The sequence below is a fragment of the Thermosipho globiformans genome (genome assembly GCF_003990895.1).
GTDB classification, from domain to species: domain Bacteria; phylum Thermotogota; class Thermotogae; order Thermotogales; family Fervidobacteriaceae; genus Thermosipho; species Thermosipho japonicus.
Genome location: NZ_BHXD01000001.1, coordinates 1 through 25,595 on the forward strand (window position 1 = coordinate 1; position 25,595 = coordinate 25,595).

29 protein-coding genes and 1 other RNA gene are annotated in these 25,595 nt (G+C 30.0%); 22 read left to right on the plus strand and 8 right to left on the minus strand.

Annotated elements, in window-relative coordinates:
• The 7 genes from EO083_RS00005 to hydF all read right to left on the minus strand — a co-directional run.
• Positions 1-767, minus strand: a 767-nt coding sequence (locus EO083_RS00005; protein WP_126992183.1) for an IS256 family transposase, incomplete at its 3' end; no start/stop codon positions are given.
• A 95-nt stretch (positions 768-862) separates the two neighbouring features.
• Complete coding sequence (locus tag EO083_RS00010; protein WP_126992184.1) at positions 863-1,672, minus strand: ABC transporter ATP-binding protein; 810 nt, start codon at positions 1,670-1,672, stop codon at positions 863-865.
• Complete coding sequence (locus tag EO083_RS00015; RefSeq protein WP_126992185.1) at positions 1,659-2,225, minus strand: hypothetical protein; 567 nt, start codon at positions 2,223-2,225, stop codon at positions 1,659-1,661. The genes EO083_RS00010 and EO083_RS00015 overlap by 14 nt, the downstream gene beginning before the upstream one ends.
• Positions 2,212-2,574 carry a GntR family transcriptional regulator gene (locus EO083_RS00020; RefSeq protein WP_126992186.1) on the minus strand — a complete coding sequence of 121 codons (363 nt, stop codon included), beginning with the start codon at positions 2,572-2,574 and terminating at the stop codon, positions 2,212-2,214. The genes EO083_RS00015 and EO083_RS00020 overlap by 14 nt, the downstream gene beginning before the upstream one ends.
• A 15-nt stretch (positions 2,575-2,589) precedes the next feature.
• Complete coding sequence (locus EO083_RS00025; protein WP_126992187.1) at positions 2,590-3,531, minus strand: energy-coupling factor transporter transmembrane component T family protein; 942 nt, start codon at positions 3,529-3,531, stop codon at positions 2,590-2,592.
• A gap of 103 nt (positions 3,532-3,634) precedes the next feature.
• Entirely contained in the window at positions 3,635-4,999 is a 1,365-nt protein-coding gene (locus EO083_RS00030; RefSeq protein WP_126992188.1) for an aspartate ammonia-lyase, read from the minus strand.
• The gene (hydF, locus tag EO083_RS00035; protein ID WP_126992189.1) at positions 4,996-6,195 is read right to left on the minus strand and encodes a [FeFe] hydrogenase H-cluster maturation GTPase HydF; all 1,200 of its coding nucleotides are present in this window, start codon (positions 6,193-6,195) and stop codon (positions 4,996-4,998) included. The genes EO083_RS00030 and hydF overlap by 4 nt, the downstream gene beginning before the upstream one ends.
• A gap of 302 nt (positions 6,196-6,497) precedes the next feature.
• Here hydF and EO083_RS00040 point away from each other — a divergent pair, with 302 nt between their 5' ends.
• The 21 genes from EO083_RS00040 (at position 6,498) to EO083_RS00140 (ending at position 24,582) form a co-directional block, all read left to right on the plus strand.
• On the plus strand, positions 6,498-7,112 hold the full coding sequence (locus tag EO083_RS00040) for a HEAT repeat domain-containing protein (protein ID WP_126992190.1): 615 nt from the start codon (positions 6,498-6,500) through the stop codon (positions 7,110-7,112).
• Positions 7,113-7,114: 2 nt separating this feature from the next.
• On the plus strand, positions 7,115-8,131 hold the full coding sequence (locus EO083_RS00045; RefSeq protein WP_126992191.1) for a polyprenyl synthetase family protein: 1,017 nt from the start codon (positions 7,115-7,117) through the stop codon (positions 8,129-8,131).
• Positions 8,132-8,133: 2 nt separating this feature from the next.
• Positions 8,134-8,682, plus strand: coding sequence for a metal-dependent hydrolase (locus tag EO083_RS00050; RefSeq protein WP_126992192.1), 549 nt, complete (start codon positions 8,134-8,136; stop codon positions 8,680-8,682).
• Positions 8,683-8,688: 6 nt separating this feature from the next.
• Positions 8,689-9,303, plus strand: coding sequence for a uridine kinase (udk, locus tag EO083_RS00055; RefSeq protein WP_126992193.1), 615 nt, complete (start codon positions 8,689-8,691; stop codon positions 9,301-9,303).
• Positions 9,304-9,325: 22 nt separating this feature from the next.
• Complete coding sequence (locus EO083_RS00060; RefSeq protein WP_126992194.1) at positions 9,326-10,834, plus strand: HD domain-containing protein; 1,509 nt, start codon at positions 9,326-9,328, stop codon at positions 10,832-10,834.
• Between the two features lies 1 nt (position 10,835).
• A complete protein-coding gene (locus tag EO083_RS00065) occupies positions 10,836-11,585 on the plus strand; it encodes a type III pantothenate kinase (protein WP_126992195.1) in 750 nt (249 codons plus the stop codon).
• Positions 11,566-12,921: a B12-binding domain-containing radical SAM protein gene (locus EO083_RS00070; RefSeq protein WP_126992196.1), complete on the plus strand. Its 1,356-nt coding sequence runs from the start codon at positions 11,566-11,568 to the stop codon at positions 12,919-12,921. The genes EO083_RS00065 and EO083_RS00070 overlap by 20 nt, the downstream gene beginning before the upstream one ends.
• On the plus strand, positions 12,905-13,525 hold the full coding sequence (locus tag EO083_RS00075) for a site-2 protease family protein (protein ID WP_126992197.1): 621 nt from the start codon (positions 12,905-12,907) through the stop codon (positions 13,523-13,525). The genes EO083_RS00070 and EO083_RS00075 overlap by 17 nt, the downstream gene beginning before the upstream one ends.
• 4 nt (positions 13,526-13,529) lie before the next feature.
• Positions 13,530-13,775: a hypothetical protein gene (locus tag EO083_RS00080; protein WP_004102043.1), complete on the plus strand. Its 246-nt coding sequence runs from the start codon at positions 13,530-13,532 to the stop codon at positions 13,773-13,775.
• The gene (locus EO083_RS00085) at positions 13,756-14,016 is read left to right on the plus strand and encodes a cell division protein ZapA (protein ID WP_126992198.1); all 261 of its coding nucleotides are present in this window, start codon (positions 13,756-13,758) and stop codon (positions 14,014-14,016) included. Before EO083_RS00080 ends, EO083_RS00085 begins: the two co-directional genes overlap by 20 nt.
• On the plus strand, positions 13,997-14,788 hold the full coding sequence (gene murI / locus EO083_RS00090) for a glutamate racemase (RefSeq protein WP_126992199.1): 792 nt from the start codon (positions 13,997-13,999) through the stop codon (positions 14,786-14,788). The genes EO083_RS00085 and murI overlap by 20 nt, the downstream gene beginning before the upstream one ends.
• The gene (gene rapZ / locus EO083_RS00095) at positions 14,745-15,584 is read left to right on the plus strand and encodes an RNase adapter RapZ (protein WP_126992200.1); all 840 of its coding nucleotides are present in this window, start codon (positions 14,745-14,747) and stop codon (positions 15,582-15,584) included. The genes murI and rapZ overlap by 44 nt, the downstream gene beginning before the upstream one ends.
• On the plus strand, positions 15,584-16,522 hold the full coding sequence (locus EO083_RS00100; protein WP_126992201.1) for a gluconeogenesis factor YvcK family protein: 939 nt from the start codon (positions 15,584-15,586) through the stop codon (positions 16,520-16,522). Before rapZ ends, EO083_RS00100 begins: the two co-directional genes overlap by 1 nt.
• Before the next feature lie 4 nt (positions 16,523-16,526).
• A complete protein-coding gene (gene whiA / locus EO083_RS00105) occupies positions 16,527-17,444 on the plus strand; it encodes a DNA-binding protein WhiA (RefSeq protein ID WP_126992202.1) in 918 nt (305 codons plus the stop codon).
• 5 nt (positions 17,445-17,449) lie between these two features.
• The gene (nrdR, locus tag EO083_RS00110) at positions 17,450-17,905 is read left to right on the plus strand and encodes a transcriptional regulator NrdR (protein WP_004102050.1); all 456 of its coding nucleotides are present in this window, start codon (positions 17,450-17,452) and stop codon (positions 17,903-17,905) included.
• 16 nt (positions 17,906-17,921) lie between these two features.
• A complete protein-coding gene (gene greA / locus EO083_RS00115) occupies positions 17,922-18,392 on the plus strand; it encodes a transcription elongation factor GreA (RefSeq protein WP_004102051.1) in 471 nt (156 codons plus the stop codon).
• 26 nt (positions 18,393-18,418) lie between these two features.
• Positions 18,419-19,927 (plus strand): lysine--tRNA ligase, encoded by a 1,509-nt coding sequence (gene lysS / locus EO083_RS00120; RefSeq protein ID WP_126992203.1) that lies wholly within the window; start codon positions 18,419-18,421, stop codon positions 19,925-19,927.
• Positions 19,924-21,552 (plus strand): peptidyl-prolyl cis-trans isomerase, encoded by a 1,629-nt coding sequence (locus tag EO083_RS00125; protein WP_126992204.1) that lies wholly within the window; start codon positions 19,924-19,926, stop codon positions 21,550-21,552. Before lysS ends, EO083_RS00125 begins: the two co-directional genes overlap by 4 nt.
• Before the next feature lie 95 nt (positions 21,553-21,647).
• Positions 21,648-21,881 (plus strand): S4 domain-containing protein, encoded by a 234-nt coding sequence (locus EO083_RS00130; RefSeq protein WP_126992205.1) that lies wholly within the window; start codon positions 21,648-21,650, stop codon positions 21,879-21,881.
• Positions 21,882-21,883: 2 nt separating this feature from the next.
• Complete coding sequence (locus tag EO083_RS00135) at positions 21,884-22,822, plus strand: GAF domain-containing protein (protein ID WP_126992206.1); 939 nt, start codon at positions 21,884-21,886, stop codon at positions 22,820-22,822.
• Positions 22,823-22,845: 23 nt separating this feature from the next.
• Positions 22,846-24,582 (plus strand): ABC transporter ATP-binding protein, encoded by a 1,737-nt coding sequence (locus EO083_RS00140; protein WP_126992207.1) that lies wholly within the window; start codon positions 22,846-22,848, stop codon positions 24,580-24,582.
• 7 nt (positions 24,583-24,589) lie between these two features.
• On the opposite strand, the gene ffs is transcribed toward EO083_RS00140, so the two are convergent.
• Positions 24,590-24,852: signal recognition particle sRNA large type (gene ffs, locus EO083_RS00145), an RNA gene on the minus strand.
• Between the two features lie 130 nt (positions 24,853-24,982).
• Between ffs and EO083_RS00150 the strand changes: the two genes are divergently transcribed.
• Entirely contained in the window at positions 24,983-25,585 is a 603-nt protein-coding gene (locus EO083_RS00150) for a hypothetical protein (protein WP_241229908.1), read from the plus strand.
• The last annotated feature ends 10 nt before the right edge of the window (positions 25,586-25,595 follow it).

Consider the following 25,595-nt stretch of genomic DNA (forward strand, 5'->3'; position numbering starts at 1 on the left):
GGGAATGCTGCTTTAATTGCTTGAGGGAATCCTGTTAATCCATCTACTGAAGCTATTAATATATCTTTAACTCCTCTATTTTTTAAATCATTTAATACTCTTAACCAAAATTTTGATGATTCTATTTCACCTATGTATATACCAAGGACTTCTTTAAATCCATCAATATTTACACCTATTACAACATATGCTGTCTTTTTAATTATTTCACCATCATCTTTTACTTTAAATACTATCCCATCCATGAAAACAAAAGTGTATATCTCTTCTAATGGTCTGCTTTGCCATTCTCTAATTTCAGGTAATATCTTATTAGTAATTTTACTTATCATTTCAGCTGATAATTCTACACCATATATATCTTCAACATTCTTAGCAATATCTTTCGTACTTAATCCTAAACCATACATCCCTATTATTCTACTTTCAATATCTGAGATATCCCTTTTATACTTTGGTATTATTTTCGGTTCATATTCGCCCTTTCTATCTCTGGGTATTTTCAATTCTATCTCACCCATGCTTGATCTTACCTTTTTTGAGCTGTATCCATTTCTGGAGTTATCCGTTTCTTTATTTTCCTTATCGTATTTCTCATATCCTAATTCATCTTCTAATTCCGTTTCTAACATTTCTTGTATTATTGGTCCCATCAATTCTTTAATCTTGTCATATACGTCTTTCATTGTATTTACTTCTGGATCCCTAGCTATTAACTTTGCTAATTTTTCAATGTTACTTTCTTCCTTTTTCTTCCTCTTTACCATTTAAAATACCCCCTTCTTGGTTTTATTTTGCCATACCAAGAAGAGGGTTACCTATTTCCTATATTTTTCATTTACACAAAATTTTTTATGGTCTCTTATGTAAAAATATCAACTTTGTTTTTACTGTTTAAATACCCTACAACTATTTCATTTAATTTAGGGTATCTACCAATTTCTTCATCTGTTTTTATAAGAATTTTGTCTCCTACAAGTCCTATAACTTCTCCAGAGGTTATTTTTTCTTCTGAATCAATTATTTTGTGTTTTTCTTTAGCATCATCAATGTAATCTTTGTAAATAACTTCACCAGATTTAATAATAGTAATTTTATCTGCGTATTCTTCTATTTCAAATATTTCATGTGATGAAATAATAACATATTTTCCAAGGTCTGCATAATTTCGAATTATTTTCATTATTTCAAGCCTTATTGTAGGATCAAGATGTTGGGTTGGTTCATCTAAAAGTAATATATCTGCATTAGTTGACACAGAAAGCCCCACAAGAAATAATGTTTTCATTCCTTGTGAATATTTTTCGACTTTTTGATTTAAATCAAGATTGTATTTTGTAATAAATTTTTGAAATACATTTTCATTCCATTCAGGATAGATAGATGACCAGATTTTTTGATAATCTTTTCCTGTTAAATTTTGAAAGAAGACTCTATCTTCTGGAACGTATGATATTTTATATTTTTCTTCTTCAGTAAATTCTTGGTCGTCTAATGTTATTTTCCCACCATCTTTTTTTATGACAAATGATATGCAATTTAGTGTTGTTGTTTTTCCAACACCATTTGGACCTATTAATGCAAGTATCTCTCCTCTTTCTACTTCTAAAGAAACATTATTTAGAACAAATTTATTTTTGAAAGATTTTTTTAGATTTTCAATTTTTAACATAACTTTCACCACCTACATATAATTTAAATGCAATAAATAATAATGCCAAAGAAAATAACAAAGAGCCTATTAAACTTTCTTGCCTTATTGGACTAATTAAAATGTAAGGGTTGAAATTAGCACCTAAATGTGGTGATCCTAGATTGGAAAGTATTGCATCAAAAATAATAAAAAGTATCGTAATTGCAAAATTATCTCCATTTAGGGATGAAGCTATTATACCTATAGAATAAATTGCAGTAGAAAATATTAGTGGCCCTAATATATATTTCAATGAGTATCTGGAAATCAATAGTAAATTAAAAAATGAAGTTGAGGAAATTAAAAGAACTAGGAAAAGGTACAAGATAAAGAAAACGTCTTTTTTTGTAAATGGAAGGTAATAAAAAGATTTATCTTTTTTATTCTTTATTTTTGATGCAAGTAACAAATTGGATATAAAAAATATTGAAAAAAGATTTAAATGTGGTATAAACAGAAGAAAAAACCAGAAAAACCATCCGCCACTTTTTTCTTTTAGAGTAATTTCAAAGAGATTTTCAATCTTTTTCATCCTTCCACACCTCCTCGAGGATTATAAACAAAGTATTAAGGTCTATCTTTGTACTTTTAAGTTTTTTTATGGCAACTTTAACCTCTGTCATTATATTTGGGGCAATTTGAAGCTCTTTACTTACAAAATAGCCGATTCCTTGTTCAGAAGTTATGTATCCTTCAAGTTTAAGTTTTTCAAGTGCTTTTAAAACTGTATTTATATTTACCTGAAAAATTTCTTTTAGCTTCCTGACAGGCAATAGTTGTTCTCCAGGATGTATTTTCCCAAGAAGTATTTCTGCCTTAATCATATTAACAATTTGAATGTAAGATGGAATTCCACTGTGTTTATCAACAGGTCTTAGCATAAAAATCACTCCACACTATTTTTCTAAAATAATTTTTGGACCATCAATGTTTATAGTCGCACTTTCATAATTTTTCACTTTGACAACGCCGCTTGTACCATCAATATTTAGAATTTTTGGATTATCTGAAAGAAAATTTATAGTTGCATTAATAGCAGTGCCATCTATTACTGTTTCTTTATTTAATTTGCCAATATTTAAATTTAAATTTATACTTGTACCATCAATTTTTATTTGTTGAAAATCAAATGTTCCAGAAAAATTAAGTGCTGTTCCATCAATATAAGCGTAATTTCCTCTGAAAAAATCGGATAAATTAATAGCTGTACCAGACACGTTCAGATACTCACTTTCAATTGAACAGTTTTTCATGTTAATAGCAGTACCATTCAAAATTAGATTATCAAGTTTTACTTTTCCACTTATTTCAATTTTTGTTGCAGAAATTTTTAAGTTTTTAACCCCTTTAGTTCCTATTTTAATTACAAAATAATAATTTTTTGTAAAATATCCATAATTGTTAATTTCAATTTTTTTATTGTCTGTTATTAAGTTAAGCTTTGATGGAAACTCTATAGAATCTCCATCTACTAGCTCAATAATTACTCCGTTTTGATTTTTAATATCTATTGTTATATCACTGTAGATTGGAAATTGCTTCTTATCAGGTTGTATAATATATTTTTCATTTGAACTTATTTCAAAATTTCCAAAAAAGTTGTAGAATTCAAAAAAATTATCTGAAAATCTTTTTATCGATATAAAGGGTATAGAAAATATGAAGACTAATATAAAAAATACAATTTTTCCTTTTTTTAAAATAGTAGAAAAAATAAATAATCCAACTATGAACAAAATTATCTTAATGCTCCAAAGTGGTATTAAAAATGATAGAAGACCAATAAGTAAGACTAGAATAAATTTTGAAAAAGTAGGAAAGTTATGAAAAAACTTCATACATTTAACCCCCTTTTTGTTATAAATATATAGTGTTCTATAAAAGTATAACACATAAAGTAAAAAAATCAAATAATTTATTAAAACTTTGATTTAAAAAATATTAAAAACCTAATTTTGTGAGGTTATCTGGATTTATTTTCTTTTTAATATCTTCTACTGAAATAGAAAATTTTTCTGATAATAAATTTATTGCTTTATCAACATCGTAATTTGATTCTTTTACTGCCTGTGCAACTTCATTATACCCAAATATATTTATAAGTGGTGTAAGGTTTGATATAGATTTTTCAAGGTTTTCTCTGCATCTTTCTTCATTTGCTTTAATGTTTTCAATGTATTTTGAAAGAGAATGACATGCATTTTTAAGGAGATTAATTGATTTTAATGTATAGTGAACAATTAAAGGTGAAAACTGGTTGAGTTCAAGATTTCCAAACGCACTTGCATGGTTTATCATACTATCGTGTGAGAAAACAACTAATGAAATTTGCATAACATATTCGGGCACTACTGGATTATTTTTTCCAGGCATTATAGAACTTCCAATTTGAACTTTTGGAAGAATTAATTCACCTATTGAAGTATTTGGCCCACTACCAAGTAACCTAATATCATTAGAAATTTTGTATAGGTTTACTGAAAGAGCCTTTAAAAGACCGTGAATTTCAGAAAAAACATCCATATTTTGAGTTGCATCGATTAGGTTATCAGCTTTTGCAATTTTTACATTACATATTTCTCTGAGTACATTAACTATTTTTAATACGTAATTTTTTGGAGCACCTATTCCAGTACCTATTGCAGTTCCTCCAATATTTACGTTTCTTATTCTTTCTTCCACTTTATTTAATCTCCACCTATCTCTTGCAAGTGCATCTGCCCATGCTCCAAATTCCTGACCAAGCATTATAGGTGGTCCATCCATTAATTGTGTTCTTCCAACTTTTCTAATTCTGTAGAATTCTTTTTCTTTGGTTTGAATTATTTCTTGAAGCTTAATTATTTGATCTATTAATTCCCTAAGCCTTACAATTATGGCAATTTTACCCGCTGTTACAAATGTATCATTGGTTGATTGATGAAGGTTTACATGTTCGATTGGTTTTACATAGCCAATTTCTTTATTTAAAAGTTGTGAAGCTCTGTTTGCAATTACTTCATTGATATTCATGTTAACCGATGTACCAGCGCCACCTGAAAGAGGATCAACAATAATATGATCTTTTAAATTTTTCCACTCATCACATGCCGAAATTATTGCATCTGCAATATTTGAATCTAAGTATCCTAATTCTTTATTTAATGTTGCAGCTGCCTTTTTTATCATAAAATATGCCCAGATAAATCTTTCGTCAAATTTTTCGCCTGTTTCTGGAAAAAGTTTATGTGCTCTGTAGGAGCTTATACCGTATAATTTGTCATCTTCAATTTCGACTTTGCCAAGATAGTCTTTTTCTTCTCTCATATTTCCACATCCTTAAATGGACTTAAAGCCCTTTCTAAAACACCGTGAAGGTATGAAATTGCAACACCATAATTTGTCATGGGAATACCTAACCTTTTAAACATTCTAACTCTTCTCATCATTGAATTCCTGTTCATTACACATCCTCCGCAGTGTATAACAAGCTTTGCATCTTCTATTTCATTTAATTCAGGCATATCAACACCAGCCCACACTTTAAATTCAAGTGCTGCACCGGTATGATTTGTAAGCCATCTTGGGATCTTGACTCTTCCAATATCTTCTGTAAGTGGTCTATGGGTACAACCTTCCATAATTATTACTTTATCACCATCTTTTAAGTTCTCAATATGCTTTACACTTTCTACAAAATAATTTAGATCACCTCTATATCTTGATTCAAGTATAGAAAACGTTGTAAGTTTTATTTCTTCAGGAACATCAGATACTACTTTCATTACGCTTTGAGAATCAGTTACAACAATCTTTGGCTTCATTCCAATGTTTTCAAGTGCATATCTTAATTCTCTTTCTTTTACAACAAGAACTAAAGCTTCCTTATCCAATCCTTCTCTTATAGCATGCACTTGTGGCATAATTAACCTTCCCTTTGGTGCTCCAAGATCTATTGGGACTACCAAAACTGCAAGATCCCCTCCATCAATTAAATCAGAAAGGTATGGGATTTCATCGTCTTTAGGGATTACAGAATCTATTACCTTTCCAATATTTTCAAAACCAATCTTTTTTAAAGCGGAAACTTTAACTATTGGTACATTAAATTTTTTGTACGCTTCTTCAACTTCATCACTGTTTATTGTGTCGATTTTATTAATAACAATAATATATGGGATTTCTAATTGTTTGAAAATTTCTACTATTTGGCGTTCATATTCTTTAGGTTGGCTGTCAACTATTAGTATTCCACAATCTGCTCTATATAAAGTTTTTTTTGCTTTTTCAATCCTTTTTTTACCAAGTTCTCCAATATCGTCAAGTCCAGGAGTATCTATTAAAGTAACAGGACCAATCGGAGAAAGTTCCATACTTTTAAATACAGGATCAGTAGTTGTCCCTGCTACGTTGCTAACTATTGAAACATCTTGTCCAATAAGTGCGTTCATGAAGGATGATTTTCCAACATTTCTTCTTCCTGTAATTGCTATGTATTTTCTAAATCCCCCGCTTGCAATCATTTGTTCACCCCTTTTTTACTTAACATCATTGACATAAATAATTATATCAGAAAATTCTGAAACAATGAATAGGTAAAACAAATTAAATTAGAATAGAATAACTTATATGGATATGTATAAAGAGGTAATAGATGAAAAGATAAGTTACCATATAAAGGACTGCATTTTGTATGATAATCTAGTTTATGAGAATAGGATAGAGCAACATCCTTTTTTGTGTAGACCTTATGGAGTTATAATAGTGCAAAATAAGCAATTATGGTATAATAATTAACAAGAATAAAATGTTTTGGAGGGCTAATATGGAAAGAGAAGAACTTATAAAAAGGATAATAGAGGAAAAAGGAGAACAAGCAATAGACGATTTAATAAAGCTTTTGGAAGATGAAGATTCTCAGGTTAAAGAAATTGCATCAGAAACTTTATTTAAATTGGGAGAAGCTTCAAAAGATCCTTTATACAAGGAATTTAAAAAGAGGCTCCATGAGGGTAATAGAAATGATATAACGCTTCTTTACATTATAGATTTACTTGCTGATCTTGGAGATGAAAGGATAAAAAAGGAGCTCTATAATGCATTATCACTTTTTGATTTTGAAGAGGCAGAATTAATAATTTATGAAGCACTTTCAAAACTTGGAGATGGTGAAAAAGTTTATAAAATATTGAGATATTTTCTCCTGGAAGATGCGGATAGAAAAAAATATGGCGCGCAGGCCGCAATGGCACTTTCTTATGTAGAAATGCCTGAAGTTGTTAAAGATTTGGTTCAAGCAATAGATAGTGGTGATTTTTCTGGTGAAGATCTAGAGATAGTAAAAAAGGCCCTTTCAAATCTTGTGACAAGAAACTCTATGTACTATGAAATACTTAAAAAGTTAGTCGGAGATAAAGATGAGGATTACTTGGGAGGATAAAAATGGATTTTAATGAATTAAAAAAAATGCATCAAAAAAAAGTGGAAGAATACATTGAAAAAGTTATTTTGGAAAACAAGCTTAATCCACCAAAACAGATAGATTCATTAATTAAGACGGTGGTAGAATATTGTTTAAGACCAGGTAAAAGAATTCGCCCTCTTTTATTTTTATTAGGTGCAACTTCATATGCAAAAAAAGAATTAGATTATGAAAAATTGTATAGGATAGCTGCGGTAATAGAAATTATGCATTGTTTTCTATTAATTCACGATGATATAATGGATCGGTCTACTTTAAGACGAGGACTTCCATCATTGCATGTAGTATTTTATGAAGAATTTAAAGAAAAAAATAACAATGAAAAAATTGGTGAAGACTTGGCTTTGGTATTTGGTGACATACTATTTTTTATTGCTATCAGGCAGCTAAGTAAATTGAATTTATCATCAAAATTTTTAGGAGAATTTTCAAATTGCTATATAAACACAGGTTATGGTCAAACACTTGATGTTTTATATTCTCTAGGAAAATATAAACCAGACGAAGATAAAATTTCTCTTGAGATTGCTAGATTGAAAACTGCATATTATACATTTTTTTATCCTTTTTATTTGGGAGCTTTACTTTCAAATGAGAGTATTGATAAAAAAAAGATTGAAGATGCAATTATTCCAGCAGGAATAGCCTTTCAAATTAGAGATGATATTATAAGTACATTTGATGAAAAATCTGGAAAATCTAATGTTACAGATATTTTGGAAGGTAAATTAACTGCATTAATTGATTTTGGTGAATATGATAAAAAATTCTTTGAAGTTTATTCGAGGCAAGAAAAATCTTCAGAAGAAATACAATATATTTTAGATCAAATTTTAAAAAGTGGCGCAATTGAAAAAGCTAAGAACGCTATGAATTCCTTGTTTGAAGAGTCGATTTCAAAAATAAGAAAGTTAGATTTGAATGATGCTTCTAAAGATATTCTAATAGATTTAATATCCAGATTAAGGAGTGATTAGGTTTGCCCAATTTTAATACACATGTAAATTTTGGAATTTATTTTTATCCCTTTGTCTTGTTTATTTACAAGATAACTTCTCGATTTTTTCATTTTTCTATGCCAGAAGATAAAATTATTGCTATAGGTTTTTTGATATTTGTTCTTTCTTCTGATATGCCAGATATTGATCACAATCATTCTCTTTTACACAGATTCGTTAAACTACTTACTATTTCAGCGGCAATTTATTTTGAGTTTACTGGAAAAATTATAATTTCTTATTTTGATTTAAATGTTGAGAATGTATTGTTGAGATTTTTGTTTTCTTTTCTTTTTGGAATATTTATAGGAATTTTGTATGAGCTAATTATACCACGACATAGAGGTCCTTTACATACAGTATGGGCTGCTCTAATATATGGTGGTATTATTGGGTATGGAACCTATTATATTACTTCCAGTTTAAATAATGCACTATTTCTTGGTATAATTTCAGTGTTTGGATATGTACTGCATTTAATACTTGATCGCTACTTTGTCGAAAAAAATGGAAAATTAGGAATAAGGTGATAGGTTATGTTTATAATTGGAATTGGTGGAGGAACAGGTTCAGGGAAGACTACTGTAGCACAAAAGATAAATGAGATTATAGGAGAATCAAATAGTGTTATTCTGCCAATGGATAATTATTATAAGGATATGAGTCATGTGCCTTTTGAAGAAAGGAAAAAGTATAATTATGACCACCCTGATATGATTGAATTTTCTTTGCTTGTAGATCATTTAAAAGAACTTTTGGATGGAAAGAGTATAAAATTGCCCGAGTACGATTTTGCAAAGTACACTAGGACCGGGGATTTTACATTGTTAGATCCAAAACCGGTGATAATAATTGAAGGTATATTTGCGTTGTACTATGAAGAATTAAGAAGGTTTTATGACCTTTCTATTTTTGTTGATGCAGAAAGTGATGTGAGGTTTATAAGAAGGCTTGAAAGAGATATAAAGGAAAGAGGAAGAACTATAGATAGTGTAATAAATCAATATTTAAACATGGTAAAACCAATGCATGATGCATATGTTGAACCAAGTAAAAAGTATGCAGATTTAATAATTCCACGTGGTGGCTTTAATGAAAAGGCAATTAATGTTGTTGTTGAGTTTATATTTAAGAAAATGTCTCAAAATTGAACTTAGAAAAGAGGTGTAATTTATGTATTATAAAGTATCAAGGGATCCAATTCATGCGGAAATTTTTATGTATCCACTTGAAATAATAGCATCAGATACGAAAGCAATGCAAAGGTTGAGATATCTCTCGCAACTTGTAGGTTCAGAATATGTTTATCCATGTGCAACCCATACACGATTTGCACATTCTCTTGGAGTAATGCATATCTCTGGAATGTATGCTAGCCATTTGTTTGGAGATGATCCAGCAAAAGTTAGGATTTTAAGACTTGCAGGGCTCTTACATGACATTGGGCATGGTCCTTTCAGTCACCAATTTGACGAGGTAGTTTACAAAAATATGGGGCTAGAAGACGGTCATGATGAGTACCGTGAAAAAATTTTGCTTGAGTATATGCCTAAGGCAATGTATAAGGTCTTTGAAAGAGCACCTGAAAAATTAAAGAACGCTGTTTTAGAAGATCTCAATATGGTATTGGGAGAAGTTGGCGATTTAGAAAATGCCTTTAGAAAAGTCATGGAAAAGGTCGTTGAGACTTATAAAGGTGAAAATGAAGGTACAATAGAATTTGCTGTGATACAAGGCCCTCTTGGTGCTGATAGAATGGATTTTGTTTTAAGAGATTCATATTTTGCAGGAACAAGAGGATTCGGAACAGGTTCTTTAGATAGGCTTGTAAGAAATTCTATGGTTGTTGAAAAAGATGGTAAAAAATTTTTGGCTTATAATATCAAGGTAATTGATGAGATTTATACGACACTGTTTGGTAGGTTCATGATGTACAAGAATGTTTATTTCCATAAGACGTCACGTGCAGCGGATTTAATGATTCAAGATTTATTGGAGCTTTGTTATAGACCTTTAAAATTAAAAGAGAGAGTGGAAAATCTTGAGACATTTATGGAATTAACAGATCAAAGGATAATTAATGAAGTTGAAATATACTTTAATCAGATAGTGGAAGAGTATAACATAAGTTCGTTTGAAGAGACAAAAGAAAAGATTTTAAATTTTGAGATAGATTTGCAACCAGTAGAGTTAGATATAGTTATGGCTTATGAAATTGTTGAAAGGTTGAAGAATAGAGATTTTTGGAAAACAATCCTTGAAACTCCATTTTCAGTTGAGGGTATAGATCCATCAGCGGCAAGTCAAGGATTTGCAATGGATATTTTACAAAAGATAAGGCTAAGGCTAGAAAAAGCTGTTGAAATATCTGATGAATCAGATAGAGAAGAGTTGTTGAAAATACTTTCAAATTTTGATGAAATATTTAAGGTTGATACACCGTATAAATTATCTCTTGTCCATCCTGATGAATTTTTAAAGAGTAATATTTATATTTATGACTCCTGGAAAGAGCATGTACTTTCTTTTGACGAATATGTAAGGGAATATCCTGCTTATAAACTAATGACAAGTAATTTGATCCAAATTGTTAGGTTTTATGTAACAAAAGATGTAAGGAATTTACTTGAGAAATATAATATCATTCCAAAAGTGGACACATCTCTTACTACGAGGTGGTAATGTGCTCTTACTTTTTGATGTTGGAAATACACATACAACAATTGCTTTAACAAAAGATGGAAAGTCATTTGACATTAAAAGAGTTTCTACACACTCAATTCAAACAGAAGATGAATTGTATGTCTTTTTGAAGATGTTCTATAAAAATGATTTTAAAGATATAGTAGTGTCTTCAGTGGTACCGAATATAAACTATATATTTGAGTTTTTTTCAGAAAAGTATTTAAATAAAAAGGCTATATTTGTTAGTGCTAAAGAATATAATAAAATTGCTTGGAATGTAAATACTCCTGAAGAGATAGGAGCAGATAGAGTTGTTGATGTAATTGCTGCTAGCAGAGATTATGGAAAAGATGCAATAGTCGTTGATTTTGGGACGGCAATTACAATTGAAGTATTAAAAGACAATAGATATGAAGGTGGAGTAATAATTCCAGGATTTAATATGATGGTTAATGCGCTTTTTAAAGGAACTGCTAAATTACCAAAGGTTGAATTAAAACCTTCAAATACTTTTGTTGGAAAAGATACCGAATCAAATATTAGAATCGGCGTTATAAATACAATTCTTGGAGGTATAGATTATACTATTGGAAAAATAAAAAGTGATTATGATTTAGAAAATGTTCCTATAATATACACAGGAGGTCAGTCAAAACTTATAAAGGAATATTTGAAAAAAGATATAGTTTATGACATAGAACTCGGACTTAGGGGGATTTATTACTTTTATGAAAATACTGCTTGTTAACCCATGGATAGAAGATTTTGCAGCATATGATTTTTGGTTAAAGCCAATTGGGCTCTTATATGTTGCTTCATATTTGAAAAGGTTAGGAATTGAAATACATTTTATAGATTTAATGAATAGGCATGATAAGTCTTTAAAAAAATATACAAAAGTCCCAAAAGATAAGTTTTATGGTACAGGAAAGTTTCCATTTGTAGAGATAAAAAAACCTGATGTTTTGTCGTTTGTTCCAAGAAAATACAAGCGTTATGGTGCACCAGAACAGTACTTTTATGATAAACTTAAAGAAGTTGGTAATGTAGATGCTATCTTTGTAACTTCAACATTAACATACTGGTATCCAGGGTATTGGGATACAATTAATTTTTTAAGAGATTACTATGGTAATAAAGTTTCTATACTTTTTGGAGGATTTTACGTAAGAAATTTACCACAACATGCAAAGAAAACTAATGCAATAATTTTTCCATTTAGTGATTTAAATAGAATTCCAAAGATGTTGGAAGATTTAACAGGTAAAAGTGTTAAGAGAATAAATATAGATTGGTTTATGGAACTTTCACCTTTGTATGATGTATATGAAAATATTGGTTATCTAGTATTTTTAACTACTTTGGGATGTCCATTTAAATGCTCGTATTGTATTGCTCATAAATTATGGAATGGAATAAAGTTTAGAGATCCAGAAAGGGTTGTTAGTGATATTGAAAGGTACGTTGAAAAATTTAAAGTAAAAGATGTAGTATTTTTTGATGATGCATTTTTGGTAAATTCAAATAAACATGCAAAGGTTATTTTAAAAAAACTTTTAGAAAAGAATTTTAGTAGGGATATTAGATTTCATCTTCCAAATGGTATACATGCTAGACTCATAGATGAAGAACTTGCTTTTTTAATGAAAGAACTTAATTTTAAAACGATAAAATTAGGATATGAAACATCCGGAGAATTACAATTAAAGACTGGTGGAAAGGTAGTTGATAAGGATTTAGTTAACGCAGCAAGAATTTTAAGAAATGCAGGTTTTACTGAAAAAGAGATCTCTGCTTACATAATGGTAAATATACCAGAACAAAGGGTTGAGGATGTAATAAATGCGATGAAGATATGTAAAAGTGAAGGTATAAGTTTTTCAATTAATGAGTTTACACCAATTGTGGGAACTGAAGATTGGATAAAACTTGTAAATGAAGGGAAATTAAATGGAAGAGAAGATCCAGTGTTGTTAAATAATACAATTTTACCTTTTTGGTGGGAACATGGTATGGATGAGCAAACCGTACAAAATTTAAAAATGCTTGCTCGCATAATTAAAGAAGGTGATCGTTACGATTGAAAAAGTAATTATTAATCTTCTTACGGGATTTTTTGCAGTTATTCTGGTTGTTTATCCTAGAGAATTTCTAAAAGCACATCTTGTTGTGTTAGCAGGGGATGCTACTCCAAAAAAGTTAAAAAGAACTTCTCTGAATCCGTTTGTACATCTTGACCCTATAGGGACAATAGCTTTTATTTTATTTGATTTTGGATGGTCAAGGCCAATACCGGTTGTACCTATGAAAAATAAGACGATAAGAAAAATTTTAATTTTTTCTTCATTGATTGGTTCAATTTTAGGTGTTGGATTATTTATTCTGTATGGTATAATAGCAAAAGAAGTTGATAATGAATTTATATACGTTACTTTTTACAAAGCATGTAAATGGAGTTTAACTTATGCTATTTTTTCTTTGTTTCCTATCCCTCCATTGGATGGTTCAAAGCTTTTAGGTGCTTTTTTACCGGATGAATACTGGGATTGGTATATAAAATACGAAGTTTATGGTATATTATTTTTATTGGGTATGTTATTGATATGGATACTTCCTATGATTATGGAACCATTTGTTAATTTTATAAATCATATTACAGACATTTTGATTATAGGAAAAGGGGGATGAGGTGATGGAAGAAAAAATTAAGGAATTAGAACAGGCATTTGAAGATTTGATAAATAAATATCAAGAGCTCCAGAAAGAAAATAAGGAACTTTGGAAAGAATTAAATGCAGCAATTGAGAGGGCTAATCAACTTGAACAAGAAAACAGAACTTTAAAAGAGGAGATCAACGGAACATTCGATAAATTACTTGGAAAATTAAAAAATTTAATGGAGAGTTCAACGGAGATAAATGATCAAGAAAAGGTTTAATATTAACGGAAGAAACTATATTGTTGAATCTGATTCAGATGAAAAGATTTTAGATTACATTGAAAAAAGAATTAAAGAATTAAATGAAAAATATGAAGAGCTTTCATCTACTGATGAAAGGCTTTTGGTAATGTTATGTGAATTAATTGAGAGAGAGTATTATTTAACAGAAAAGATTAATGAAATTTTGAAAAGGTTGAATGATCTGGAGGAAAGAAGCCTTGAAGATAGGTCTGTTTGATTCTGGGATAGGTGGTATTTCTGTATTAAAAAAGCTCACTTACATTAATGGAGCACATTATATTTATATTGCGGATACTGAGAGAGCTCCTTATGGTATTAAAACTCCAGAAGTTCTGGAGAGTTTCATTTTTGAGTTTGCAGAGTTTTTTCACAAAAAAGGAGTTAATGAAATTTTTGCGGCGTGTAATACAACAGATTCAATTATACTAGAGAAAAATTTGGATTTAGGCATTAAATATAATAGCATAATTAAAGCTGCGATTCAGGCACCAAAAAGTGAAAAGGTGGGAGTTATTGGAACAAATATTACAGTTAGTAATGGGATTTATAAAAAATACCTTGAAATGGAAAATAAAGAAGTATTTCAAAAATCAACTCAGCTTTTTGTTTCTTTGGTAGAAGAAGGTATTTTTTACGGTAGAATGGTTGAAGCGATAGCAAATTATTATTTACTTCCATTAAAGAAGAAAAATATTGAAGAGTTGATTTTAGGATGCACTCATTTTCCCTTTTTAAAAGGAGTTATATCCAGGGTATTACCGAAGGTTCGAATAATTGACCCGGCTGAAGAATTGTCAAAAAAACTGGCAAAAAATAATTCTAAAAAAGCATTTGTTGAGTTTTATGTTACTGGTGATCCAAAGATGTTTGAGAAGAAACTAAAAAGAATCAATTTTAGAGTACCGTATACTATAAACAAATTTAAAACAAAAAAGGTGATCCAAATTGAAAAATCTAATTATTCTGACAGGGTTGTCGGGCGCTGGTAAAAGTACAGCATTAGGTTTACTTGAAGATATGGGATTTTATTGTATAGATAATCTTCCCATAAATTTAGTTGAAACAATTTTACCAGTAATATCTATGAATGTAGATAACATTGCTTTTGTCTTAGATGCTAGAAGCGAAAGTTTTGAACGTATTGATGAGATTTTAAATAATTTAAAGAAGAAATATGCTAGTAATCTAAAGGTTATTTTTTTAACTGCAAAAGATGCGATTATAATTAACAGATTTGCGCATACTAGAAGAAATCATCCTCTTCTTAAGCGAGTAAATTCTCTTGAAAAAGCAATACAGCTTGAAAGGGAAATTTTAACAAAAGCTTTAGAATTTTCTGACATAGTAATTGATACTTCTAATTTGAATCCACATCAACTTAGAGAAAAATTGGTGGAAATGTTGGGTAGTGTTAAGAAGAAATTTTTGGTAAGAATTTTAAGTTTTGGATTTAAATATGGTGTGCCGTTGGATATAGATTTTATTTTCGACGTACGATTTTTTCCTAATCCATTTTATATAAAAGACTTGAGAGAAAAAAGTGGAAAAGATGAAAAAGTAAAAGAGTTTTTGTATAATACACAAGGAGTTAAAGAATATTTAGAAATGATAAAAAATGTTGTTGATTTTGCGTTGAAAAGATATGAAAATGAGGGAAGAATGGAGCTAAGTATTGGTATAGGTTGTACTGGAGGCCAACATAGATCAGTTTTCTTTGCAGAAGAGCTTGCAAGCATTTATAGGCAAAGGTATGAAGTTCTTTTGGAACATAGGGATGTGAAGTAATGAATCTAACAGTGGTTGGTGGTGGAACTGGTGTTTCAACACTTTTAAGGGGATTGAAATATTTCAATAATATAGATTTAAAAGCAATAATTGCTGTAACTGATGAGGGAGGAAGTTCTGGTGTTTTAAGAAAAGAATATAAAGTTCTTCCACCAGGTGATGTTAGAAATAACTTGGTTGCACTCGCAAAAGATGAAGAGATTCTAGGTCAGCTTTTTTCTTACAGGTTTAAAGATGGCTTTTTAGCGGGGCATAATGTTGGAAATATTGTTTTGACAGCACTTACAAAAATTTTAGGAAGTTTTACAAAGGCAATTGAGTATGCATCTGAAGTTTTAGCAATTAATGGTAAAGTTATTCCTATTTCTGAAGACTTAATCAGGTTAGTGGCAGAATATGAAGATGGTACTAAAGCCTTCGGCGAAAGTGAAATAATGAAAATAACAAAAAAAAGAATAAAAAAAGTTTATTTAAATAAAGATGCTAAGATAAATTTAGATGCTCAAAAAGCTTTAGTGAATGCTGATTATATTTTATTGGGACCTGGCAGTTTATATACTAGTATAATTACAAACTTTTTAGTAGACGGATTTAAAGAGGCAGTTAATTATTCAAACGCAAAAATAATATATATTTCCAATTTGATGACTCAGCCTTCCGAGTCATACAATTTTACATTATTTGATCATGTGAGTGTGATAGAAAGATATCTTGAAAAGAAAGTTGATATGATTATTGCATCAAGATCCAATATACCTGAATATATATTAGAAAGATATGAAAATGAAGGATCAACTCCAGTAAAAATAGATATTGAAAATGATGAAAGACTAATTCTTGATGATTTATTGGAAGTAAAGATTGACAGTGATGGTAAAGAGAAAATAAGACATAATTCTATGAAACTTGCAAGTTTAATAATTAGTCTTTTAAGGTGATATAATGTTATATACATTTTCTGAAGATGTAAAGGGTGAATTGTGTCATACGAGTGTTAACTCTGAATTGGAAGCAAAATCTGAATTGGCTGGATTTTTAAAATCAAGGGGAGTAATAATAAGGTCTTTTAATGATGTTGTTGTAAAAATTGAAGTGGGTTTCATACCTGCTGCAAGAAGGATAATGAATTTAATGGCTATAGTAGGTACTGATAAAAAAAGGTTGACAATGATTAAAAATAAGTTGAAAAAGAAGAGAGTGCAAATTTTTATTCCTTTTTCAATATTGTCTAAACTAGAGTTGGATATTCTTGAGATTCCAGCATATATATTTGAGGATCTTGGACTATTCGGAGCGTTTTTGCGTGGAGTTTTTATATCGACTGGTTCTGTAACTGATCCTACTAAAAATTACCACTTTGAAATTATTTCACATAATTATAAATTTCTAAATGAGATACAAAAATATCTTTTTGATAATTTAGGTATACTTGGTAAAATTGCAAGTTTTGGAGAGAAAAATTACAGATTCTATTTAAAAAGGGCGAAAGATATAATTGAAATTCTCTATTATATGGGTGCTCAAAGGAACGCTGACAAGATGGAAAAGATAGTGAGCTCAAGAGAAATTAAAAGTGATTTTAATAGGTCTATGAATTTTTTAACAGCCAATGCTAAAAGAGTTGGTGAAAGTAATGCAAGGCAGATCAGGATTATAAAAAATTTATTTGAAAAATATGGTGAAGATATTTTAAATGGTGAGTTAAAGAAAATAGCACTTTTGAGATTGGAAAATGAAGATTTGAGTTTAAGTGATCTTGGTAAGCTTTTTGATCCTCCTCTTTCAAAGAGTATGGTTTACAATAGGATAAAAAAAATATTTAAGATATATGAGGAACTTGAATCAAAGAATATGGAGTGATGAGTATGAAATGTCCATATTGTGGCAATGATGAAACTAGAGTACTTGATTCAAGAGTCGATTCATCAGGGATGACAATAAGGCGCCGTAGGGAATGTTTAAAATGTAAAGGTCGTTTTACTACATACGAAAGATATGAATTTGGACCAGTTTTTGTAATAAAAAAAGATGGGCGTAGAGAAAAATTTGATAGGTCAAAGATTTTGAGTGGTATCATGAAAGCTTGTGAAAAGACTAATGTAACTCTTGAAGAGATGGAAAAGTTAGTTGATGATGTGGTAAATCAAATTCAAAAAACAGGTAATTTGGAAATTTCAAGTCTTGAGATAGGAAAGCTTGTTATGGAGGGGTTAAAAAAGATCAACGAAGTTGCATATGTTAGATTTGCTTCGGTGTACAAAGATTTTAGGGAAATTGATCAATTTTTAGAAGTTGTAAAAGAATTGAAAAATGAAAAATAGTGTTGGAGGTGTTTGAATGAAAAAAGAGAGTATTTATTTGACAAAAGAAGGATATGAAAAATTAAAAGCAGAACTTGATCAGTTAAAGCAAAAGCTTATGTTTGAAATAGCTCAAAGAATTAAAGAAGCCAGAGAACTTGGCGATTTATCGGAAAATTCAGAATATCAAGAAGCAAAAAATGAACAAGGAAGGATTGCAGCAAGAATTAATGAACTTGAAAATATGCTTTCAAAAGCAGAAGTTATTGAAGGATTGGATACCAATGTGATTAACATTGGTAATTGGGTGTTAATTAAGAATTTGGATACGGGAGAAGAAAAAACAATTCAGATTGTAACACCTCATGAAGCAGATGTTTTTAACAACAAAATAAGTTTTGAATCTCCGATCGGAAGAGTACTAGTTGGTAAAAAGGTAGGAGAAGTTGTCAAAATCAAAGCACCAAAAGGGGTATTTAAGTATCAAATTTTAGGTATTAAAATATAAGATTTGAGGATTTAGGAGGGATTAAGTTGTTAAAGGAGTTTAGGGAACAGAGAATAAATGAAATTAAGCAAATAAGTGCAAAGGGTATTAATCCATATCCATACAAATTCGAAAAAACACACAGTAGCCAAGATATTAAATCTCAATTTGAGGGTTTAAATCCTGGAGAAGTTAAAGAAGATGCAAGTGTGTCTACTGCTGGAAGAATAATGTCTTTAAGGCATCATGGTAAAAGTGCCTTTTTCCATATTAAAGATTTCTTTGGCAGAGTTCAGGCATATATTAGGCAAGATATAGTCGGAAAAGATGCATACGAATTTTTTAAAGAACATATTGCAATTGGAGATATAGTTGGTGTAAAGGGTAGTGTCTTTAAAAGTAAAACTGGAGAAGTTACAATTTTGGTAAAAAAAATTGAACTTCTTAATAAGCCTTTAAGGCCAATGCCAGAAAAATGGCATGGAATAAAAGATAAAGAAGTTTTGTATAGGCAAAGATATGTTGATATGATCGCTAACGATGAGACACTAAATAGATTTAGAATAAGATTCGAGATAATAAAGCTTATTAGAGAATTTTTGAATTCAAAAGGATTTATTGAGGTTGAAACTCCAATATTAGAGTATGTTACGGGAGGAGCATCGGCAAGACCATTTATAACACACTTGAATGTGTTTGATATTGATATGTACATGAGAATTGCTACAGAACTTTATTTGAAAAGATTCATTGTAGGTGGATTTGAAAAAGTATATGAATTAGGAAAGAATTTTAGAAACGAAGGTCTTTCTTACAAGCATCATCCTGAGTTTACTTCAATAGAAATTTATCAGGCATATGCTGACTATGAAGATATGATGAACTTAACTGAAGAGCTTTTTGTGTTTATTGTTGAAAAACTTTTTGGAACAACAAAAGTCAAATATCAAGATATAGAAATTGATTTTTCAAGACCATGGAAAAGAGTTAAAATGAGAGATTTCATTAAAGAACATCTAGGTGTTGATATCCTTGAAGATACAGAAGAAAAGATGTTAGAAGTATTAAAGCAAAACGATGTTGAAGTCGAGATAAAAGATAAAGGGCATTTAATTGAAAAACTCTGGGATTTAGTAGAGGATAAAGTTGTTCAGCCAACATTTTTGTTAGAACACCCAGTAGAAATATCACCTCTTGCAAAGAAACATAGAGATGATCCAAGAGTTACTGAAAGATTTGAACTTATAATCTATGGTAGAGAAATGGCAAATGCATTTAGTGAATTGAATGATCCTGTTGATCAATACGAAAGGTTTTTAAGGCAAGCTAAACTTCGTGAAGCTGGAGACGAGGAAGCCCAGATGATGGATAAAGATTTTGTTAGAGCTCTTGAATACGGTATGCCACCTACTGGTGGTCTTGGTATAGGAATTGATAGATTGGTTATGCTTTTAACTAATTCGCCTACTATAAGAGATGTAATTGCATTTCCACTTGTTAGACCAATTTCATTTGAAGAAGAAGAAATGAACTTAGAAGGGGGATCGCAGGAATGAGAAAATGGTTTGAAAAAGCACATGGTGCTATAATTTGGACGATTGCTATTGCATTTGTTGCAGGTATTGTTGTATGGTCAATTTCTTCATATGTATCTTCGAGAAAAGGCAGTGTAAAGTATAATTTAGAGGATTCAGTTGCTTATTTAACAAAAGATGGGACAGCGCTTAGTGAAGAATATTGGATTTTCCCGTGGGAAGTTGAAGATTCATATAGTAAGGCTTTAAGTTATTATCAAATTTCAGACGTTGACCCTGTTTTTGAGGAACCAATGTTAAAAACTTCAATACTAAATGATTTAATTGAAACTAAAACTATACTTTATTATGCTCAAGTAAATGATATTTCACCTACTAAAGATGAAATAAATCAAGAACTTGATAAACAGGTTGCAGATATTGAAAAGAATGAACAATTGTTAAATTATATTAAGCAAAAATATGGAAGTGTTGAAAATTACAAAAAGACAATTGAGCCAGAGGTAGTAAAGTATCTTACAATTGCAAAGGTTAGAGATACTATAGCTAGTGTAAGTGATGATGAGATGAAAAATTATTATAGTGAAAATAGAGAAGATTTAATGAATAAATATGATCAAGCAAATGTTGATTTTGTAAGTTTCTCATCACAGGCAAGTGCAAATGACTTTATAAGTGAGGCAATGAACACTGGATTTTATCAAGCTGCTACGAATATGAACTTATCAGTGCAAAATTACGATAGTTTTAAAAGAGGAATGATTGATAAAAGATTTGAAGATAGCATTTTTGGTTCCACAAACACTATTGTTGGACCTATTCCTCTTGGTAGTAACTTTTTTGTCTTCAATGTAAAGGATGTAAAAACTGTAGATACATTTGAAAAATTTACCCTTTCTCAGGGATATCAAGATGTTTTAAATCAATTAAAGAGCGATAAATTTAGAAAAGCTATTGATGAATTTAAGAGAAATGAAAATGTTTCTTCCGAAATTATTGATCCTGTATACAAGACATGGAACCAAGTTTTAACAAATTCTGGAACTAGCTTGTTAAATGTGTATAAAAAGTTAAATGAAATGGTTCTTGATGAATCTACGAAGGTTACTGTCAAACATGATGCACCAGTTGAAATTAAAGCAGCATTTGTTACACTTGTTGAAAAAATGCAGTCAGCTACTGAACTAACAAACGATGCTGTATACAAACAAATTTTGGATGATGCAAGTAAAGAATCAAAATTAGTTTTGGAAAGTATTTACAATGATTATCCAGAATCATTTATTGCTGCAAAGAAAATGAAAACGTTATATCCAAAAAGAACGGATGTATTGTATAATTACTATACAAAATTGTATTCAAAGATAAAACCTTATGTTGAGTATGGAATGCTCCAAAGCGTTGTAAATGACTTTATAGACCTATACGGAGGATTAAATACCCTTTCAGAAGCAACAGATATTTCTTTAGATTGGAAAGCAGAAGTTTTATATGATTTATACGAAATAAATAAAATGTTGAAAGATGCAACAACTGCTGAACAATATCTTGAAAAATTGAAAGAAGCAACACCAACTTATATGGATTTTGAGGCAGCTTTTAATGAACTTGAGACGATGAAAACTTCAACTTCAACTAGCAAGTAAAAATTATTTTTAACAGTAATTTAAGCGGCCTTTTTGGCCGCTTAATTTTTTAGCAATACGAACAATTTGTGTTATAATCTTTTAGGGGTGATATTTTGAGATTAGATAAGTTTTTAAAATCTACTAGAATTATTAAAAGACGTACTATAGCTCAAGAGTTGGCTAAAAATAAGAGGATATTTAGAAATCAAATAGCTTTAAAACCCTCTAGTGAAATAAAATCAGGTGATATATTAGAAATTTTTTTAAAAAACAGATATTTAAAGGTAAAAGTTGTTTCTGATGCAGAGTATGAAATACTTGAAGAAAAAAAGATTGAGGAGGGATAGCTATGAGAAACATTGTAGAAAACCATGTTGAAGAAATTTTAGAAATATTAAGATATGACAAGTCCCAATGGGGGGAATTTTGGAGTAAGATTACAAACAAATATAAATTTTTCAAAGAAATTGAGGAAAAATTAGGAGAAATAAATTTTGATAGTGTTGAAAGAAGAGAACTAGATAAGTTATTAAATGATTTTAGAGAATTTGCAAAAGAAAATAAGGATAATGTAACAACAAAGATTCGTAAAAACGCAAAAGAATTAGAACTTAATAAAGAAGATTTTATAGTATTTTTAGGAGTGTATCCAAAAGAGTTTGATTGGATAGTTGTTGAATTTAATGGAAATTATATACTTTTTTACAATGTATATTCACTATGGAAAAAAGAAAAACTGTCTAAATTAAGTGAAGCAGTTTATCAGGCGATAATTCATTTTAGAAACGGAGAAATGAATGGAAGTTATTATGATAAAGATGAATTATTTGATAAATTGCTTAATAAATTAGAAAAAGAATCTAAAGATGATCCTGTAGGATACATGAGAAAGATTTGCCAGTATCTTTATGATGAAATTCCCTATTATGATTGGGTAGGATTTTACATGATTAACAAAGATAATGTTTTAGAGTTGTTTGAATTTGTTGGTGAACCTACCGAGCATGTGAAAATAAATATTGGAGAGGGTATTTGTGGTCAAGCAGCAATGTTAAAGGATGTATTTATAGTCCAAGATGTTTCTAAAGAAACAAATTATTTATCTTGTAGTCCAAAAGTAAAAAGCGAGATTGTAGTACCAATATTTAAAAACAAAGAGGTAATAGGTGAATTGGATATTGATAGTCATTATATAACTCCTTTTGATGAGAGAGACAGGAAATTTTTAGAGAGAATTTGTGAAGATATTCCAAAAATATGGAATGAGAAGTTACTTGAAAGAAGATAAACTTTTTTAAAAGGGGAGATTTGATGAAGCTTTTGAAAAGATTGTTAAAATATGCTAAACCGTATACGCTATTATTTGTCCTTGCAATTTTGGTTGTTATTTCTCTTACTTTTGTAACTCTTCTTCCACCTCAGATAGTAAGAAATACAGTAAATAATTATATAACTAATAATTCATTACCTTTAAATGAAAGGTTTTCTGGTATTTTTAAGATGTCACTTTATTTCTTATTAACAACTTCTTTGATTTTTGTATTTGAATATATTTCAATATATATTACAACATATCTTGGTGGAAAAATTGTATACGATATTAGAAAAGAGCTTTTTGACCATGTTTTAAAACTTCCAATGTCTTATTTTGATAAGCATCCAAGTGGTCAAATAACTACAAGAATTGCAAATGATACGCAGAATATAATGGAATTTTTTACTTCTGTAATAACGAGTATTTTTAATGACGTTTTTTTACTTACAGGCGTAATTATTATGATGTTAAGAGTTAGCCTAAGGTTGTTTGCAAATATTTCATTTGTATTCCCAGTTTTAATAGTATCAATGATTCTATTCAGATACTTTGATTTAAAAGCGTATAGAGCGGTTAGAACTAATATTTCTAAAGTTAATGCATACCTTGCAGAGCATATTGCTGGTATGCCAGTTGTTAAATTATTTAACGCTGAAGATTTTGAAAGAAAAAATTTTGACAATGTAAACAAAGAATTGTATAAGTCTAGAATACAGCAAATGTATGTTTTTGCTATTTTTAGACCAACTGTTAGTACGCTTTACCGACTTGCAATTGCAGCAATTATATGGATGGGAGCAAAATATATAGTCTCAAAAACTCTCAATTTTGGTGACTTATATGCCTTTGTTGCTTATCTAGAATTGTTCATGAAACCACTTGAGGATTTATCTGAAAAATACGATATAATTCAAAATACTGTAGCAAGTGCGGAAAAGATATTTACATTGATGGATGAGACAGAAGAGCATTTTGGAGACGAAAATGGAAAAGTAAAAATTGAGGAAGGTGTTGTAGAGTTTAAAAATGTATGGTTTAGATATAACGAGGATAGATGGATATTAAAAAATATTAATTTAAAGTTTGAACCAGGGCAATTAATAGCTGTTGTAGGTGAAACCGGTGCAGGAAAAACATCATTAATGAATCTTGTAAATGGCATGTATAGAATTCAAAAGGGGAAAATATTGATTGATGGTACAGAACTTGAAAAATATAACATCCATGAACTTAGAAAGCAGATATCAACTGTTCCACAAGATGTAGTTTTATTCTCTGGAACACTTTTAGATAATGTTAGACTTTTTCATGAAGAAATTTCAAAAGAGCAGGTAATAGATGCGTTAAAAAAGGTTTATGTTTGGGACTTGATTGAAAGATTGCCAAATGGTTTGTATACAGAAGTTATAGAACGTGGAAAAGGTATATCGGCAGGTGAAAGACAGTTAATTGCACTTGCAAGATCTGTTCTTTTTGATGCAAAGATATTTATTCTTGATGAGGCTACAAGTAATATTGATGTTCAAACTGAAGAAAGAATTCAAAAGGCTGTTAGAAAACTTTCTGAGGATAAAACGGTTATAATGATAGCACATAGACTTGCTACAGTTGTAAATGCAGATAAAATATATGTAGTTCACAAAGGAGAAGTTGTTGAGGAAGGGTCGCATAAAGAATTGTTAAGCAAAAAAGGAATTTATTACAAGCTCTATGAAGTGCAGTTTTCAAAATAAAAGGGTGCCGTGCACCCTTGCTTCGATTACGTGGAACCTGAGCGTATCCTCGGCTCGGGCTCCGGCTGAGCACCCCTACGGCACACACTTGCCTGCTTAGGGCTGCTTCCTTCCGGACCTGACCCGGTTCACAGGTAGTTGTTGCGTAGGACTCAACCTTCAGCGCCCTACCGAGGACCGTTTTCAGACCCCACAAACCTCGGCAAGGGAATTAAGCCCCGCTAGGTGGATTTCGGGTACAGGGGACCACCAACCCCCCGCTTAGCACGGCACCATGAATTATTTTAACATTATTCTGTATAATTGTCAAAAAACCAAAATTACAAAGTTTAATAAGACTTGAAAAATTTTTTCTATATGGTAACCTATTAACTTGTGAAAAATATATTATGATGAGGTGATGAAAATAAGTAGAAACTGGTTTTTTATATTTATAATTTCAGCTTTTATCATTGTAGCACTGTATTTTAATTTTAATTCTGCAAAGAAAATATATATAAAAGGAGATAACTATTATGTGGGCAAATTAATGGATTATTTGAACTTAAATGGATATAAATTCAAAATTGTAGATATAAAAAAAGCAAATGTTGTTATTGATTTAGATAACTTAGAAGTTTCTTTGTATAATGGAATGCATTTTAATATAAAATATAGTGAAAAAATGATAAATAAAGTAATATCACTAGTTGAAAATCGTGATTGCAAAGTTTTAAGTAAAAATAACGACTTTTACCTTAAAAATCAGTATTTTTACAAACACTTTACATTTGAAACATCTTGTGGTATAAATATAATGATACTACCAGAAACTTATGAAAATCTAGAAAAATTAGTTTTCCGAACAATTTTAAATATCTTAAAAGGTAATTATCAAGGCTTTGAAAATGAATATTTTGTTAACAAAATGTATATTTATAGACTTCATGATAATTGGGAATTAATTGCTACATATGAACCGACTCTGGAAATTTTGGAGTTAATAGCCGATGAAAAAAACTAGTTAAGAGAGG